The 16,665-nt window shown below is 63.6% G+C and carries 16 protein-coding genes and 2 pseudogenes; 6 read left to right on the top strand and 12 right to left on the bottom strand.

Annotation, left to right across the window (positions count from 1 at the left end):
- The coding region (locus FJ417_RS20430; protein WP_140784667.1) for an inorganic triphosphatase at window positions 1-1,333 on the bottom strand (1,333 nt) is incomplete at its 3' end.
- A gap of 197 nt (window positions 1,334-1,530) precedes the next feature.
- Here FJ417_RS20430 and FJ417_RS20425 point away from each other — a divergent pair.
- Together FJ417_RS20425 and FJ417_RS20420 are read left to right on the top strand one after the other, a co-directional pair.
- Window positions 1,531-1,710 carry a DUF3606 domain-containing protein gene (locus tag FJ417_RS20425; protein ID WP_140784668.1) on the top strand — a complete coding sequence of 60 codons (180 nt, stop codon included), beginning with the start codon at window positions 1,531-1,533 and terminating at the stop codon, window positions 1,708-1,710.
- Between the two features lie 209 nt (window positions 1,711-1,919).
- Entirely contained in the window at window positions 1,920-2,153 is a 234-nt protein-coding gene (locus tag FJ417_RS20420; RefSeq protein ID WP_140784669.1) for a hypothetical protein, read from the top strand.
- Between the two features lie 194 nt (window positions 2,154-2,347).
- Here the strand turns inward: FJ417_RS20420 and FJ417_RS20415 are convergent.
- The 5 genes and pseudogenes from FJ417_RS20415 to FJ417_RS20395 form a co-directional block, all read right to left on the bottom strand.
- Window positions 2,348-2,810: pseudogene (locus tag FJ417_RS20415) on the bottom strand (phasin).
- A 353-nt stretch (window positions 2,811-3,163) separates the two neighbouring features.
- Window positions 3,164-4,081, bottom strand: a complete 918-nt coding sequence (locus FJ417_RS20410) for an NADP-dependent oxidoreductase (RefSeq protein ID WP_140784670.1) — start codon at window positions 4,079-4,081, stop codon at window positions 3,164-3,166.
- A gap of 58 nt (window positions 4,082-4,139) precedes the next feature.
- Entirely contained in the window at window positions 4,140-5,540 is a 1,401-nt protein-coding gene (locus tag FJ417_RS20405) for an FAD-dependent oxidoreductase (protein ID WP_140784671.1), read from the bottom strand.
- Window positions 5,541-5,618: 78 nt separating this feature from the next.
- A complete protein-coding gene (locus FJ417_RS20400) occupies window positions 5,619-5,930 on the bottom strand; it encodes a hypothetical protein (RefSeq protein WP_140784672.1) in 312 nt (103 codons plus the stop codon).
- Between the two features lie 95 nt (window positions 5,931-6,025).
- Window positions 6,026-6,577 carry a carboxymuconolactone decarboxylase family protein gene (locus FJ417_RS20395; protein WP_140784673.1) on the bottom strand — a complete coding sequence of 184 codons (552 nt, stop codon included), beginning with the start codon at window positions 6,575-6,577 and terminating at the stop codon, window positions 6,026-6,028.
- A gap of 96 nt (window positions 6,578-6,673) precedes the next feature.
- On the opposite strand from FJ417_RS20395, the gene FJ417_RS20390 reads away from it, so the two are divergent.
- A complete protein-coding gene (locus FJ417_RS20390; protein ID WP_140784674.1) occupies window positions 6,674-7,504 on the top strand; it encodes an AraC family transcriptional regulator in 831 nt (276 codons plus the stop codon).
- Window positions 7,505-7,704: 200 nt separating this feature from the next.
- On the opposite strand, the gene FJ417_RS20385 is transcribed toward FJ417_RS20390, so the two are convergent.
- A complete protein-coding gene (locus tag FJ417_RS20385; protein WP_140658177.1) occupies window positions 7,705-8,451 on the bottom strand; it encodes a glucose 1-dehydrogenase in 747 nt (248 codons plus the stop codon).
- Window positions 8,452-8,561: 110 nt separating this feature from the next.
- Here FJ417_RS20385 and FJ417_RS20380 point away from each other — a divergent pair, with 110 nt between their 5' ends.
- Window positions 8,562-9,449: a LysR family transcriptional regulator gene (locus FJ417_RS20380; RefSeq protein WP_140784675.1), complete on the top strand. Its 888-nt coding sequence runs from the start codon at window positions 8,562-8,564 to the stop codon at window positions 9,447-9,449.
- A gap of 15 nt (window positions 9,450-9,464) precedes the next feature.
- Here the strand turns inward: FJ417_RS20380 and FJ417_RS20375 are convergent, their stop codons facing one another.
- Window positions 9,465-10,442 (bottom strand): threonine/serine dehydratase, encoded by a 978-nt coding sequence (locus tag FJ417_RS20375; protein WP_140784676.1) that lies wholly within the window; start codon window positions 10,440-10,442, stop codon window positions 9,465-9,467.
- Between the two features lie 308 nt (window positions 10,443-10,750).
- Entirely contained in the window at window positions 10,751-11,074 is a 324-nt protein-coding gene (locus FJ417_RS20370; protein ID WP_140658183.1) for a hypothetical protein, read from the bottom strand.
- A 180-nt stretch (window positions 11,075-11,254) separates the two neighbouring features.
- Here FJ417_RS20370 and mbfA point away from each other — a divergent pair, with 180 nt between their 5' ends.
- Entirely contained in the window at window positions 11,255-12,238 is a 984-nt protein-coding gene (mbfA, locus tag FJ417_RS20365; protein WP_140645921.1) for an iron exporter MbfA, read from the top strand.
- 141 nt (window positions 12,239-12,379) lie between these two features.
- Here the strand turns inward: mbfA and FJ417_RS20360 are convergent, their stop codons facing one another.
- Both FJ417_RS20360 and FJ417_RS20355 read right to left on the bottom strand, forming a co-directional pair.
- Window positions 12,380-12,724, bottom strand: a complete 345-nt coding sequence (locus FJ417_RS20360) for an antibiotic biosynthesis monooxygenase (protein ID WP_140784677.1) — start codon at window positions 12,722-12,724, stop codon at window positions 12,380-12,382.
- The gene (locus tag FJ417_RS20355) at window positions 12,721-13,089 is read right to left on the bottom strand and encodes an NIPSNAP family protein (RefSeq protein ID WP_140645923.1); all 369 of its coding nucleotides are present in this window, start codon (window positions 13,087-13,089) and stop codon (window positions 12,721-12,723) included. Before FJ417_RS20355 ends, FJ417_RS20360 begins: the two co-directional genes overlap by 4 nt.
- Window positions 13,090-13,259: 170 nt before the next feature.
- Here FJ417_RS20355 and FJ417_RS20350 point away from each other — a divergent pair.
- A pseudogene (locus FJ417_RS20350) lies at window positions 13,260-13,895 on the top strand (winged helix-turn-helix domain-containing protein); the annotation flags it as partial.
- 257 nt (window positions 13,896-14,152) lie between these two features.
- On the opposite strand, the gene ligD reads toward FJ417_RS20350, so the two are convergent.
- Window positions 14,153-16,654, bottom strand: coding sequence for a DNA ligase D (gene ligD, locus FJ417_RS20340; protein ID WP_140784678.1), 2,502 nt, complete (start codon window positions 16,652-16,654; stop codon window positions 14,153-14,155).
- Between the last annotated feature and the right edge of the window lie 11 nt (window positions 16,655-16,665).

The following is a 16,665-nucleotide window of genomic DNA, read 5'->3' as shown; positions in this document are numbered from 1 at the left end:
CCAGCGCTGCCAGCATATCGGGGGCGGTGGCGATATCGTTGAGGTTACCGAGCTGATCCTGCAGGCCCTTCATCGCGTCGATGAACCGTCGATGGCGTTTGGCTTCCGCCTTGCTGTTGTAAAGCGGCTCGAAGAACTCCGCAGCGTAGCGCAGTTTCTTTGCGGCGATGCGCACTTTGTGGCGGGTCTCGTCATCGGCATCGATGAGATTCTTGCCGCCCTTCGCCACTTTTTTCCAAAATTTCTCAAATACACCGGAGGCGAAATCCCTTGACGACTGCTCGCGCAACGTTTCGTCCGATTGGTCGGTCGGCCAGTCCCTGATGGAGATCCACTCGGTAGCATCGATCATCAAGGAGCGGGCGCGCACCGAGGAGAGCGATGCTTCGACCGCCGTATAGGCGTCGTCTCGCGCGTTTTGAAGACGGCTTGAAAGAGCCTCGCTCGAAGCGCGGTCGATCATCACGTCGATATTGCGCGCATCGCCAAATTCCGAGGCGAGCCATTTCAATTCTTCTCGCAGGTGGTCGAAACGGCTGTCATGGAACAGCGACTTGCAGATCGAGCAAAGGGAGCGCAGCCGCCGCAGCGACACGCGGGCCTGATGCAGGGCCTCGGCATCGCGGGACCACCCCAGCACCTTTTCATTGAGACGAAACTGTCTGAGACAGGCAGCGGCGATACGCGCGAAAGCCGTTGCCGCGCTCATCTCGGAGGTGAGCAGTGTCGAAGCCGCCTTCACAGCACCGGGTGCCCTGCCAAGCAGGTGATAGCCCCGTTCAGCTTTGCTCAGCACCCCGACATGCGCCGGCGTGATCAGGTCGACTTTCCGGGCGAGTGCAAACAGCGCTCTCGGTGAGCCCGCCTTCTTTTCAAACTCGATCTCGCAGACCGGCGCCTCGCGATCGGCTGCAACGACCTTGCCAAGATCCAAAGCGACTTCGACCGTGGCGTCGCCATCCATCACGTTCCAAGAGTGCCGTTTGAGATGAACCTCGAACAGGGGCGCGAGCTTTGGGCCAGCCCCTGCAAGCAGATCTCGGATCTGCGGATCGTCAAGTATCGGTATATCGCCCGCGACCGGGCGCTCCCATTCCTCGCGTGTGAACGATCCGGCGGCGGCGCCATCGCTGGCTTTGACGGTTTGTATCCGTTCATTTCCCGATTGCCGAATGCGAAGCGACAGGCCGCGCTTGGACAGGTCCCATCCCGGGGTGTCGAAATAGATCGATCTTTGCTGGAGAACGGTAGGCGAGGATCCGAACGGATTTTTCTTGAGGAGCGATCCCGCACCCGTTCGCGAAAGCTCGAGCTTCAGTTCCGTTTCCTGCATGATGTCCTCGGCGCCGCGCAACTTCACGACAATCGAAGGGAACCCCAACTCGCATGGTGCGTCATAAAGCTGTCACAAACAACCGCTCGCCTCGACCAACTGTGGCCGGACCTCAAGTCGACAGACGACAATACGCGAGCCGGAACCACACCTGTCAGTTCTCGTTCATCCGATGATGCAAGAGAAGGACATAGGAGATGGCTACCAAAGAAAAAAAGAGGAAGGCGAGCCGCGTGGCGAAGGGGCAAAAGCTGGAGGTAGAGCACCTGACGGAAATTGCCGACGTCACGCCGAAACAGGCGCGCGCATTGTTGCGAAAGCATGGTGCCGACTGGACCAAGCTCAGGGACGAAGCCGAAGACTTGAAGGAAGACTGAATTGTCGGCACGGCTTCCCCGTTTCCAAGCGGCACTGGGACGCGCTGGCTGGTTGACGCTGTTGCAGCGAAGCGCTTTCGCCCTTATGAGACAGCCGACGCAGCCGGGACGCGCGCTGGCTCGTCTCCCATTGTAACGTGAATTTAGTTTCAGCTAACAATGGCGCTCTGCAAAAGTTGTTGGTGGGGAGCCAGGGACGGAGTTTCCCAATGGATGCAACGGAATTACAGTCGATCAGCGACACTCTGATGCGGATTGTGACGCCAGATATGACGCCGAAACAACTGTTGAAGGCGGCAAGGAAGGAACACCCGGACGCGTCAAAGAAAGACATCGTCCGCGCGGCGTTCTTCTCGATTATCGCTAACGCTGACCAGGACCACGGAAAGGTCAAAAACCTACAGGCATTCGCCATCGCAGGGCGAGTGAGCGGCAAGGCTTAGTGAGGCGAGCCTTGCGTCCCAATGATTGCCGATCACTCTGCAACTTATTGCTGACACGGGCTGAGAAACCTCGAAACCAGCGATAGCACGCCGAAGCGGTCGGGCGGACAAAAGCTGTCCGACCAAATGGAAGAAGACCGGCGGAATGGGCCCAGAGACTAGGCACGACCTTCGGTCTCGGATGTCTGAGGCAATCAGGCAGCCTTGCGTTCCTTCAAAGCCTTCTCAAAGGCATTCTTGATCGGCTTGGACATGTCCTCGCTAACCCTCATCATCACGGCCTGGAGGTCTCTGGCCTGCTCGGCGGATTTTTCGATCTGCTTGTGAAGGAAAACGGTCTGCAATTCGATGCACTCGGACAGCGACTTCGCGGCAACCAGCGCCTCAAGGTGTGTGAAGCCGGCTTCGGCATTGTCCCTCAGAGCCGTAATCATCTTCAGGGACACCTCGTTGCCGGTGGTCTTGGCCACCTCAAAGGTCGACTCAAGAGCCTTTTTGTGTTGTTTCGGCGTCCGAACTCAGTTTGGGAAACGCTTGCTTCGACTGCTCAACGCCCTGGTCGACAACAGCTCGAACTTGCTCGGTAGCTTTGGACGGGTCGAAGGTGGGGGATTCGACGTCTTCGATCGTTTCGGTCTTGCCGGGGAGCTTGGACATTTTTCCATCCTTTTTTCCAGGGACGGCTTCAAAACAAAGCCGTCCCCATCATGTACGAGACCGTCGCAACGGATTTATGTAACCGCTTCATGCAATTCACAGCCTCAGGCGGAGCTGAACGTCCGCAGCTACGATTACTCGTCCGAAAGAAGCCGGTCCCCTTCCGGCCCCAAAGCGGGTCCAACCGCGCGACAACTTGAAAGCCCCTCGCCGCCGCTGGATTAGGGGCGGAGGACAATGCGGGGCGAGCGAGAGTGGGTCGAGACGGTCCTTGTTGTGGCCAGAACCGGACATCGATGAACGGCACGTTCTATCCACGAGAAGGGCAGAAATCGTTCGCCGTCCGCAAGTCCTCACGGACGAACGCGGATGATCGTCTTTCCCTTGCGCCGCTCGGTCGGGTTGAAGGCGGCGACGGCATCGTCGAGGGTCGAGACGTTGCCGATGTTCGTCCGCAGCCGTCCGTCCCGCACCCGCAGGACGATCTCGCTCAGCTGGGCACGATCGGACTCGACAACGAAGTCGACCGCCAGGCCGTCGGCGGGCCGCGCCTCTACCGGCCCGACGACGGACACCAGCGTTCCTCCGGCCCGAACCATGCCTGCGGACCGCTTGCCGATGTCGCCGCCGATGACGTCGAACACCAGATCGACTTTGCCGGCGTCTTCCAGGGCGTCGTTGTCGAGGTCGATGAACTCCCTCGCGCCGAAGTCGAGCACCGCCTGACGGTCGGTGGCGCGGCCGGTGCCGATGACGTAGGCGCCGGCCTCTCGCGCGAGTTGCGTCACCATCGACCCGACGGCGCCGGCCGCGCCGTGGGCGAGGACGCTCTGCCCGGCCCGAAGGCGGCCGTGCTCGAACAGTCCCTGCCAGGCGGTCAGGCCCGAGATCGGGAGGCTCGCGCCCACCGTGAAGTCGACGTCGCCCGGCAGCGGCGCGAGGTTGCGCGCCTCGATGGCTATATACTGCGCCAAGGTGCCGTCGCGATACCAGTCGGCGAGGCCGAACACCCGCTGTCCCACCGACAGCCCCGTCGTGCCGTAGCCGAGAGCGGTGACCACACCGGCCAACTCGTGCCCGGGGATCGACGGTGTTCGGTCACGGTCGCGGCGATCGGTCCAGGTCGAAGGCCACGCCAGCTCGGTCGGGACGAATCCCGACGCATGAACCTGAACCACGACGTCGTTTATCGCTGCCTGCGGCTCGGGCCGCTCCACCAGCGTCATCCCGGCCGTTCCCGCGGCCTGGTCCGTCACCACGATTGCCTTCATGATAATTTCCTCTCGGTCATTTGTCTCTCCGGTGGCTCCCCGGGATGAAGCTTCCAACCTATTGTCCGGACCTCGGCGGCACGTTCGCCAGCAGGGGGCCAAGTCCCTCCGCGATCGTCAAATGCGTGATGACGGCGTCGCGCAGCTTCGGATAAGGCAGGTTCGCCAGCATCGCCGTCTGCACCGCCGCCAGCACCTCGCCTGCCTCGGAGCCGATCATCGTGAAGCCGAGGATATTGTCGTCATCGCCGGCCACGACCACCTTCATAAAACCCTGCTTTTCGTCCGTTGCTTCGGTGCGCAGCACGGCGCTCATCGGCAGATTGGCGACGCGCACGATGACGCCCTGGCGCTGCGCTTCGCCCTCGCTCAAGCCGACGCGGGCGAGCGGCGGATCGGTGAACATCGTGTAGGGCACCAGCCGGTCGCGCGTCGTGCGATGGCCGCCAGCCAGATTGTCCCGGACGATGCGGAAATCGTCGACCGAGACATGCGTGAATTGCGGACTGCCGGCGCCTTCGCCGAGCGCCCAGACATCGGGCGCGCTTGTTTCCAGCCGCTCGTTGACGCGGATGAAGCCACGGCCGTCGAGCGCCACGCCGGCCTCTTCGAGGCCGATGCCGGCGGTGTTCGGGACGCGCCCGACGGCAGCGAGCAGATGGCTGCCCTCGATCGTCCGCTTGCCCGAAGCCGTGCGTATGGTCACGCTGACCTGTTCGCCGGAGCGGCCATGCACCCCAAGCGGCTCGGTGCCGACAAAGAACTCGATGCCTTCGTCCTCAAGAAGTTTCCGCATCTCGTCGGCGACGTCGCGGTCCTCCCTGCCGATAAGCTGAGGCCCGGCTTCGATCACCGTCACCCGGCTGCCGAAGCGGCGATAAGCCTGCGCCAGTTCGAGGCCGACATAGCCGCCGCCGAGCACGATGAGATGCGGCGGCAGGATGTCGAGCTCGAGGGCGCTGATATGGGTGAGCGGCTGGGCTTGCTCGAGACCGGGAATACCGGGGATCGCCGCATGCGTGCCGACATTGATGACGACCTTGTCGCCGGTGAGCACCCGCGTGCCGCCTTCGTTCAGCGCAACTTCGATCGTCTTTTGTCCAACGAAGCGGCCGCTGCCCATGATCAGCTCCGCGCCGCTGGTCTTATAGGCATCGAGGTGGAAGGCGATCTCGCGATCGACCATCTCCTGCTTGCGCCGGCGGACCTTCGCCATGTCGGTCGAGACGGGACCGGTCGACGTGCCGAACTGGCCGGCGTTGTGGGACAGGTAGGCGACCCGCGCGCTCCACACTTCATTCTTGCTGGGCATGCAGGCCACCGCAGGACAGGAGCCGCCGACCCAGCGGCGCTCGACGACCGCGACGCGCTGGCCGGATCGGCCCAGATGCCAGGCAAGCGCCTTGCCGCCCTGGCCGCTGCCGAGGATCAGAAAATCAAAATGTTCTGGTTGGGGCATGAGGGTTCTCCGCTATAGTTATGGAAATTGACACTGGACATAGCAACCGGTTGCGGCGGGACGTCGGCCGCCACGGATTCAAGCTGCGCCGCCCTTTGATCCTCGGCCGGCACAATCCCCAGGCTGGCTCAAGCGCGGACCGGATCTCACTTTCGCCCAGTAGTACCAGACTTCGAGACCCTGGAAGCCGAGCACGAACGGAACAACGATGAATACGCCGCTGACGAGGCGGTCGACGACAACCTGCAGCCAACAGGGCAGGACGAAGATTGCAATCCCGTGGCGTTCCGGATGGCGGAGCCCAACGAGGAACGGCATGGCAACCAGGCTCAGCGCGACGAGGTAGTCGAGCAAGGCCTGAGCGGTGTTGGTGACGAAACGAATATTCATGACACGCTGCCATTGAGGAGGGCCTGCACAGGCCGTGGACCGTGTGATTGCGGGGAGCGCGGCGCCCAAAGGATCGAGCGCCACGCCCTTCGGGATCAGGCGGCAGGTCGCAGCGCGACATCGACCTTGGGAAAGTCGATATCGGTCAGCGCCACGTTGTTGGTGTAGTTGGTCAGCACGTTGATCGCGACGTTCGCGATCACCTCGATGATGCGGGCGTCGTCAAGCCCAGCCGAACGCACGGCGGCAACTTCGGCGTCCGTGACCTGCCCGCGCTTCTCAAGCACGCGGCGCGCGAACGATGCGATGACGGCGTCGATGGCGGTTTCCGCCTTGCCCTCGCGGGCCCTGCGGATGCCTTCCGGCGACAGGCCGGCGCCCTTGCCCATCAGCGTGTGCGCCGAGAGGCAGTACTCGCACTCGTTCGCCTGCCCAATGGCGAGCGCAACGATCTCCCGCTGCTTGGCGGTCAGCACGCCTTTGCCGAGCGCATCGGAGAAGGCAAGATAGCCGTTGAGCACCGCGGGCGATCGCGCAAAAGTCGAGAACAGGTTCGGCACCATGCCGATCTTGGTCTTGACGGCCGACAACGTGGCCTTGACGCCGGGATCGACATGGGCAGTTTCGATGGGAGCGATACGGGGCATGTGAGGGATCCTTTTCTGTAACATTGCGGGCTTGCACTGCCCTATATGTCGGATTAAAGGTGACGGTTGGTGCCAAATACGTTGCCGATCGTCCCAATGGATCCCTTCGCTGCCCTGTTCGCCCACGTCACGCCGAGGGCCCGGACCTTCTTCACCGGTAACCTTTGCGAGACGAGGCACTTCACCGATGAAGGCCACTTGCACCTTCTCAAGGGAGGCGTGCTCACGCTCGCCCGGGCCGGCCAGGTCGACCTTCAGCTTGATGAGCCATCCCTCCTGTTTTTTCCCCGTGGCCGCGTCCACAGTTTCACGGTTGATCCGGACCGCGGCGCCGATCTCGTTTGCGCGACCGTCGAGCTCGGCGGCGCCGAGGGCAACCCGATCGGACAGGGCCTGCCCGAACTCGTGGTCCTGCCGCTCGCGTCGCATCCCGCGCTGGCGCCGGTCTGCGATCTGCTGATCGGCGAAGCATTCTCCGAACTGAGTGGCCGCCAGGTGGCGCTCGACCAGCTGTTGGACTACCTCCTGATCCTGATCGTGCGACACGTCACCGACAGCGGCCGGGTAGCGACCGGCGTGCTCGCCGGACTCGGCGATCCGCGCCTTGCCAGGGTGCTGACGGCAATGCACGATGCGCCCGGGAAGCCATGGACCCTGGAAGATCTCGCCGGGATCGCCGGCATGTCACGCACGCGGTTCGCCGAGCATTTCCGGACACGGATCGGCCAGACGCCTATCGACTATCTGACGGTCTGGCGCATGACGGTCGCACGTCAGCTTCTTGCCAGGGGTAAGCCGGTCAAGAGCGTGGCCTTGCAGGTCGGCTACCAGAGCGGCGCCGCTTTCTCTCGCGTGTTCAGCCGGGTGACGGGACGGTCGCCGCGCAGTTCGAATGGTCTCAGGACCGCGGATGTCCGCTCCAGCTGACAAGCCGGCATCGTTCGTCGGGATGGGCACGTCCGCTGTCGTGAGAGCTTCGGATGCCGACCTTCTGCAAGAGGTGCCGGCGATGAGCGTTCTCCGCTGCATTCCGGAACAACAATGAAGATGTCGAGGCAGGCGGATGTGCCCATTCCATTGCCGCAACACTTTGCAAGATCGATGCCGAGTTCATTCCGGACGAACGGCTAACGCTGGCCGCCGGAGGCAGTGATGCGCTCACCCGTCAGCCAGGCTGACTGGTCGGAAGCCAGGAAGACGGCCACGCGCGCGATGTCGTCGGGCTGCCCCACCCGGCCCATCGGCAAGGTCGCTCCGATGTTCTTGGCGGTTTCGTCATCGATGCCCACGACTGCGAGGCCTTCGGTTTCCGTCATGCCCGGTGCGATCGCGTTGACGCGGATCCTGCGGGTGGCCAACTCGTTGGCGAGCGCCCTGGTGATCGTGTCCACGGCGCTCTTGGAGGCCGAATAGACGACGGAGTTCGGCACCGGATTGGTGCTCGAAATGGTGCTGAGATTGATGACGCTGCCGCCATGGCCGTCAAAGGCCCTTGCCGCTTCCTGTGTCGTCAGGATCGTGCTCAGCACATTGGTGTTGAATTGACGATGGAACTCGGCTTCCGTCACGTCCTCCAGCGGCCCGAAGCGGTACACGCCGGCATTGTTGACGAGGATGCTGGGCGTCCCGAACGTCGCCTTGGTCTCGGCAAAGAGTCGCTTCACGTCGGCGCTGTTGCTGACATCCGCCTGGACCGCCACGGCCTTGCCACCTTCGCGCAGGATGTCTGCGACCACCCGGTCCGCATCCTCCTTGCTCGAAGCGTAATTGACCATCACGGCGGCGCCCGCCTTGGCAAACCGACGCGCTATCGCCGCACCGATGCCCTTTGACGCGCCGGTCACGATCGCTACCTTGTCCTTCAGCTCGTTCATGATCTTTCTCCTTCGCTCATCGCCGCCACGCGGCGTGTTGCTGAGGAGGTAAATCATGCGTCGTGTGACCAGTAGCGCCGCCGGGTTCATATGATATATACGTCTCTCGTATGAATGACCGATTTCAGCAACTGGCGATCTTTGTCCGCACCGTCGAGACGGGCAGTTTTTCCAAGGTGGCCAGGGAGTTCGGGCTGTCGCAACCTTCCGTCTCGCGGACAGTGGCCGCGCTTGAGGACCGGCTGGGCGTCAAGCTGCTTACCCGGACCACTCGCCAACTCTCGCTTACCGACGCGGGCGAGGCTCTGTTGTCTCGCGCCCGAGAAGCGCTTGCCGGGGTCGAAGAGGCGGAAAACGCCGCCCGCAGCGCCGACAGGCTGTCCGGCACACTGCGCGTGGCGCTGTCGCAAGGTTTCGGAGCGCGGCAGATAGTGCCGCGGCTGCTTGCCTTCCTCGACAACCATCCCTTGCTGAAGATCGATCTCATGATGTCCGACCGTTACGAGAACCTCATCGCGGAAGGCGCCGACATGGCGCTTCGCCTTGGCGAACAGCCGGATTCCAGCTTCGTGGCGCGCAAGCTCGCCACCGCCCGGCGGCTATTCGTCGCCTCGCCCACCTACCTCGCCCGGTGCGGTATTCCGAAGACCCTCGCCGAACTCAGCCGGCACCATCTCATCAGCGGGCCCAGCGACATGAACGAGCAGAACTGGAACGCGCATCGGGACGGCATCGCCGAGATCCAACCCGTCAATCCCCGCGTGCGGACCCGTTCGACCGTAGGCGTCCTCGCCTGCGCGAACGCGGGCCTCGGCATAGCAATCGCCTCGACATGGATGTGCGCGGAGGAGCTTGTCTCCGGTGCACTGGTGGAGCTCCTGGCAGACTACCGTCTCGACCCTGTAGCGGCTTACGTCGTGTTCCCGGCTGGACGGCGCCCTTCGCAAAAGGCGCGCGCCTTCAGCGACTATCTCGAACAGGCGCTGGCGAGCGGATGATCGCGGCGCGGCGCTTTATGCAGCCGCCATGATCCCGGCATAGGTGACGAGATCGACATTGCCGCCGGAGAGCACGACGGCAACGCATTTGCCGGCGAGGTCGATCTCGCCGGAGGAGAGCGCGGCAAACGCGACGCAGCCGCCGGGCTCGACCACCAGCTTGAGATGGGCCATGGCGTCGCGCATCGCCTGTCTGACCGCGTCTTCGGAGACGGCAATGCCGCCGGCGAGATTCCTGCGGTTGATCTCGAAGGTGATGGCGCCGGGCTCGGCGGTCAGCAGCGCATCGCAGATCGAGCTATGGCCGGGATCGTTCGCGACCCGCTCGCCCTTGGCCAGCGAGCGGCGCGTGTCGTCGAAATGCTCGGGCTCGACCGCCCAGACGGCGGTTCGCGGCGAAGCGTCCTTGACGGCGACCGAGATACCGCTCGACAGGCCGCCGCCGCCACAAGGCACGACGACGGCGTCGAGCGCTGCGCCGAGCGCTTTCGCCTGCTTCATCAGCTCCAGGCCGATCGTGCCCTGGCCGGCAATGATGGCCGGATCGTCGAAGGGCGGCACCAGCACCATGCCCTTCTCGATGTAGGGGCGGACAACGGCCATGCGGTCATCCTTGAAGCGATCGAACGGCACCACCTCGGCGCCCATCTTGCGGACATTGCCGATCTTCATGGCCGGCGCATCGGCCGGCATGGCGATGACAGCCTTGACGCCGAACATGGCGGCGGAGGCCGCCACCCCTTGCGCATGGTTGCCGGAAGAGAAGGCAACGACGCCACGGCCGCGCTCCTCCTCGCTCAGGCTCGACAGCTTGTTGTAGGCGCCGCGGATCTTGAAGGAGCCGGTGCGCTGCAGCGTCTCGGGCTTGAACAGGATGCGGCCGCCATAGCGCTTGTTGAGCTCGGGCGACTCGATCAGCGGCGTTTCGACGGTCAAGCCGGAAAGCCGCGCCGCGGCGGCGCGGATGTCGGAGATGCCGGGGAGGGTGGTCATGGAGGGCCTCGCAGGATGAGTCCCGCCATGGTGCACGGAAATCATCCCGGCGCGCCAACGAAAAAATGTGACGGAGACAAGGTTGGTTTGGCAATTTTGGAAGTTGGCGTTCCTTCGCGCCTCCCTCTGTCCTACTGGACATCTCCCCCACAAGGGCGGAGATCAGACGTCACGCCGGCTTTCGCCAATCTCCTAGGTCGCAAGAATGGGCGGGGCGCCGAAACAACTAATCTTTCCCCTCGCGGAGGAGATGGCCGGCAGGTCAGAGGGAGGCTGTCCCGCCGACATTTCGCCCTGTCGGCGACCGCTCATCCCAGCAGCGTCTTTGTCCTTTTGCTGCCGCCGAGCTTGCGCCAGGAGTTGAAGCGGTGGGTGGCGGCGGCGAAGGATATCTTCATCTGCTGGGAAACCGTGTAGCGCGACTTGCCTTCGTCGAACATGCGGTAGCAGCACTCGGCGCCTTCCTCGGTCAGCTTGCCGTCCGGCGTCTTGTTGTGCGGGTTGGCCGGGTCGAATTTTTCGAGCTGCTCCTCGACGAGGCCCTTCAGGCGCTGCAGGTCGGCCTCGATGCTGGCGATGAGATCGAGAACCGGTTTGGCATCGAATGCGTGCGGGGGCTTTTTGTTCGTCATGCCCGGGATTCCTTCAATTTTGGTGGTTGCACGCTATATAGGCGAACATTCGGCAATAATGAAGAGTTGGGCCGGGTTCCGCTGGATCACCCATTCGCGTCGCGGCCCGTGCCGTTCGCAATTGACGTCCGGCAAGCAAGATCCTAGTTTAGAATAATTCTAAACTAGAGTGATCCCATCATGCTTTCTCGTGTTTTCGGCTTCGGCCGCCGTTCGTTCGATTCGCTGTCGGAGCAGGAAATCCTGGCGCTGGCGATTTCTTCCGAGGAGGATGACGGACGCATCTACCGGGCCTATGCCGATGGCCTGGCGCAGGACTTTCCGCAATCGGCGAAAGTGTTCGAGGCGATGGCCGAGGAAGAGGACGGCCATCGCGATTCGCTCATCGAGCTTTATCGCAAGCGCTTCGGCGAGCGCATCCCGCTGATCCGGCGCGAGCATGTGAAAGGCTATTTCGAGCGCAAGCCCGACTGGCTGGTGAAGCCGCTCGGCATCGAGCATGTGCGGCGCCAGGCGGAGGCCATGGAGCAGCAGGCCTATCGCTTCTATGTAGAGGCGGCCAAGCGCACCACCGACGCCTCGACGCGAAAGCTGCTCGACGATCTCGCCGTGGCCGAGCAGGGCCATGAGAGCTCGGCGCATGAATTGGAGCAGGAGCATGTGCCGGGCACGGTCAAGGTCGAGGAGGCGAGCGCCGAGCAGCGCCAGTTCATCCTCACCTATGTGCAGCCGGGGCTGGCCGGGCTGATGGACGGCTCGGTGTCGACGCTGGCGCCGATTTTCGCCGCGGCATTCGCCACGCACGACACCTGGCAGACGCTTCTGGTCGGCCTCGCCGCCTCGATCGGCGCCGGCATTTCGATGGGTTTCACCGAGGTCGCCTCCGACGACGGCAAGCTGTCGGGGCGCGGCTCGCCGATCAAGCGTGGGCTGACAGTCGGCCTGATGACTTCGCTGGGCGGCCTCGGCCACGCGCTGCCCTATCTAATCCCGCACTTCTGGACGGCCACCGCCGTGGCGGCTGTGGTGGTGTTCTTCGAGCTCTGGGCGATCGCTTTCGTCCAGAACCGCTACATGCAGACCCCGTTCTGGCGCGCCGCCTTCCAGGTGGTGCTGGGCGGCGCGCTGGTGTTCGGGGCGGGCGTGCTGATCGGGAACGCTTAAAGCGCGTCGCGCTGAAGTGGATCCAGGCGACGCGCTTTAAGGCTTTGTTTTCATGCATGTCGTTATCGCAAAACCGCTGCACACTTTTGCGCGACATGCATTAGGTTTTCCCTTCTCCCGCAAGGTAAGGGAAGGCGCGATTCACCTATTCACCGCGCGGCTATCCCTTGGCGCTTCCGCCCTTTCGGTCAACCCGTAGTCGCGCACGACATGGGCGATACGCAAACGGTAGCCGGCAAAGATTCCGCCCCGCCCCGCCTTCTGCGCCTGCCGGTGCTCCTCGGTGTTGCGCCAGGCTTTCACCGCTTCCTCGTCGCGCCAGAAGGACAGCGACAGCACCCGCCTGGGATCGACGAGGCTCTGGAAGCGCTCGACCGAGATGAAACCGTCTATGCCGTCGAGCAGGGGCTTAAGCTCCGCGGCGATGCCGAGATAGGCATCGCGCTTGCCTTCCGCCGGCTCCACTTCGAAGATGACTGCGATCATGCCTCCATCCCTTCCCTGACCGTCACGTCGGTGCGAAAGACCTGCCGCGGGCCATGCGGGCCGGACACCAGCTTCAGGAAGACGCGGTCCTCCTTGAGGATGAATTTCTCGCGCCGCGCGAATTCGTAGTTTGCCTTGCCGGCCGGGTCGGCGGCAAGCCGCGCGCGATAGACTTCATAGTCCGCGAGGCTCTCGACGTTGTAGGCGGCATAGGCCGTAGTGGCCGAGCCTTCGTGCGGGGCGTAGTAGCCGATCAGGTCGGCGCCGCAACGCGGAATGGCCTGACCCCAGGCGCGCGCATATTGCTCGAACGCCGCCTTGCCGAACGGATCGATCTCGTAGCGGATGAAGCAGGTGATGGTCATGTCGGTCTCCTCGTATGGTTGGTTCTTCGACGACGACGGTTCGATCCCGGTCGAAACATCGCTTGCGTCATTGTGCTAGGCATCTTCCTGTCAGGAGAGTTTGCCGGGCTGCTTGAGCTGACTGGACAATAGTGCTTCCCTGACGGGAATGCTTCGATAAGGATCGAACCATGCGTGAAGGACCGGACATCGCCCGCATCGCCAGCCTGGTCGGCGATCCGGCCCGCGCCAACATGCTGAACGCGTTGATGGGCGGCACGGCGCTGACGGCGTCGGAACTGGCGCTCGAGGCCGGCGTATCGCTGCCCACCGCTTCCTCGCATCTGTCCAAGCTGATGGATGGCGGGCTGCTCACCTTGGCCAGCCAGGGGCGCCACCGCTATTACGGCCTTGCCAGCGCGCAGGTGGCCGGCATGATCGAGGCGATCATCGGCGTCGCCGAGGCGGTCGGCCCGAAGCGTGTGCGGCCCGGCCCGCGCGACGCGGCCATGCGCGTGGCGCGCGTTTGTTACGATCACCTCGCCGGCGAGCAGGCGGTCACGATGCTCGACCGGCTCTTCGACAGGAAACTTTTGCTGCGCGAGGACAACGAGATCAGGCTCTCGTCATCCGGCGTCTCGCATTTTTCCACGCTCGGCATCGAGACCCATGCCAAGGCGCGGCGGCCGGTGTGCCGCGCCTGCCTCGACTGGAGCGTGCGGCGCTCGCATCTCGCCGGCACGCTGGGCGCCGCCATCCTCGACAAGATCATCGCCGAGAAATGGGCCCGGCGCGAAAAGGACAGCCGCGCCGTGGTGTTCTCGCCGACGGCCCCGGTGCCGATAACTGAAAGCCTGGTGCCGATAACGTGCAATGTCGGCGCGAGGCCCCCCTCTCTGCCCTATCGGGCATCTCCCCCTCAAGGGGGGAGATCGGATGTCACGCTCTCTTTCGCCAATCATCAACGTTGCAGAAGAGGCCCCGCGCCAAAGCTGCCGATCCCCCCCTTGAGGGGGAGATGTCCGGCAGGACAGAGAGGAGGGCGAAGGATCTCGGCATAGGCTACTTTGCGTCTTGCCCGCGATCACCCCCGCTTCAGCGGCTTCCCCAGCTTGAAGAACTCCGCCCACGGATCCGCCTTCTTCAATTGCTTCAGCGTCGTCTCGTCCCCCAGCGGGAAAGCATTCGGCGCCAAGCCCTTTTCGATCTCAGGCCAGGTCACCGGCATCGACACGGTTGCGCCCTTCTTGGCGCGGGAGGAATAGGGCGCGACCGTGGTCGAGCCCCTGCCGTTGCGCAGATAGTCGACGAAGATCTTGCCGGTACGCGCCTTCTTCGACAGCGTCGCCGTGTAGCGGTCGGGCGCGGCCTGCTCCAGCGCGCGGGCGAAATCATGGGCGAAATCCTTGACCGCGTCCCACTCCGCCGAGGGTTTCAGCGGCACCAGCACATGATAGCCCTTGCCGCCGGAGGTCTTGACCAGGTTGGGCAGCGACAGCTCGTCGAGCTGCTTGTGGATGTCGAGCGCCGCCTCGCGCACTTTGCCGACATCGACGCCTTCGTCCGGATCGAGATCGAAGATGATCTGGTCCGGTTTCTCCAGCTGATCGATCGTCGAGCCCCAGATATGCACCTCGACCGCGCCGTACTGGACAAGCGCGGCCAGCCCATCGAAATCCTTGATGAACAGGATCTCCTCGCCGTCAGTCGGATCCTTCATCCTGGCGATCTTGTCGCTCATGCCGGGCGAGGCGTGTTTCTGGAAAAAGCGCTGGCCGTTGATGCCGTCCGGCGCGCGCACCAGGCTCAGCGGCCGGTTGACGACGAATTCTGCCATGCGCGGCCAGACCAGCGCGTAGTGATCGAGCAGGTCCCGCTTGGACACCTTCTCGTCCGGCCATAGCAGCTTGTCGGGATGCGAGAGCTTTATCGAGGTCTTCGCCGTTCCGGCCGAGGCTTTCGGCGCGGTCTTTGTACCCGGCCTCGCTCCGATTTCGGCCTTCTTCGGCTTTTCCTGCACGACTTCCTCCGCCGGCTTGTCCTCGCGAAGCCCCTGGAACGAGGCGTGGCGGATTATACGGTCGGATGTCCAGCTGCGGAACTCCACCTCGCCGACAAGTTCCGGCTTGACGAAGGTGAGGCCCTTGCCCTTGGGCACGGCGGCCGAGAACGGCGAGCCCTTCGCCTTGAGGCCGTCGAGCTTCTTCTTCAAGTCGGTCATCACCTTGCCGGAAAAGCCGGTGCCGACACGGCCGGCATAGTGCAGCTTGCCGCCTTCGTTGAACCCGACCAGCAGCGAGCGCAGGCCGCGTCCGGTCTTATCCGAGGGCAGATAGCCGCCGATGACGAATTCCTGGCGCAGCGTGCATTTGGACTTGATCCAGGAGAGCCCCCGCCCGCTGCGGTAGGGCGCGTCGGCGCGTTTCGACACCACGCCTTCCAACCCCATGCGGCAGACATGCTGCAGCATGACCTTGCCCGGCTCGTGGAAATGATCGCTGAAGCGCAGCCCCGAATGTTCGGGCTGCTCGCCGAGCAGTTCGGCCAGCGCCTGCTTGCGTTCGACCAAGGGTTCGCGGCGCAGATCCTTGCCGTCAAGCCGCATCAGGTCGAAGACATAGTAGACGAAGCGGTCGGCGCGTCGGGCCGACAGATCCGCCTGCAGCAAGGGGAAGGACGACACGCCGCTGTCGGCCAACACCACGATCTCGCCGTCGATGATGGCGTCGCGGCATTTCAGCCCCGCCAGTGCACCAGTGACCGGACCGTCGAATTTTTCCGTCCAGTCGAGGCCGGCACGGGTGAGCAGCCTGACGTCGCTGCCGGCGATCTGCGCCTGCATGCGGTAACCGTCGAATTTCACCTCGTGCAGCCAATCCTCGCCGGCGGGCGCATCCCTTTCCAGCGTCGCCAGCTGCGGCTCGATGAAGTCGAGACGCTTGCCAGGCCCGGCCTTGGCCTTGCCGGCGGCCGGCCTGTTGGATTGCCAGACCTTCGGCTTCTCGCCCCTGGCAGCCTTGCCTTCGCCCACCTCCTCGATGGTCAGGCCCGACTTCACCGATTTCGGTTCTTCCTCGAGAACATCCTCGCCGGGCCGGGCGGCGGCATCGTCGGATTTGATCAGCAGCCAGTTGTCGCGCTTCTCGCCGGGGCGGGGCCGCAGCCTGACCAGATGCCAGCGGCCGTTGAGCTTGTGGCCCTCGAGCTCGAAGTCGATATGGCCCTTCTTCATGCCCTTGGCCGGATCGCCATCCGGCATCCACTTGCCTTCGTCCCAGACGATGACCGAGCCGCCGCCATATTGGCCCTTCGGAATGGTGCCTTCGAAGGACGCGTAGTCGATCGGATGATCCTCGACATGCACGGCCAGCCGCTTCTCATGCGGATCGAGGCTCGGGCCGCGCGTCACCGCCCAGCTCCACAGCACGCCGTCATGCTCCAGCCGGAAATCATAGTGGAGCCGCGTCGCGGCATGCTTCTGGACGACGAAGATGCCGCCGCCTTGCTTTTGCCTGCCGACCTTGCCGGCCGGCTCGGCGGTCTTCTTGAAGTCGCGCTTGGCGTGATACTGCTCGAGGCCGGCCATGCCGCCATCCT

The organism is Mesorhizobium sp. B3-1-7, from assembly GCF_006439385.1.
In the GTDB taxonomy this organism is placed as follows: Bacteria; Pseudomonadota; Alphaproteobacteria; order Rhizobiales; family Rhizobiaceae; genus Mesorhizobium.
The sequence above is the reverse complement of the archived record's forward strand: the minus strand, read 5'-3'. Positions and strand labels throughout refer to the sequence as shown.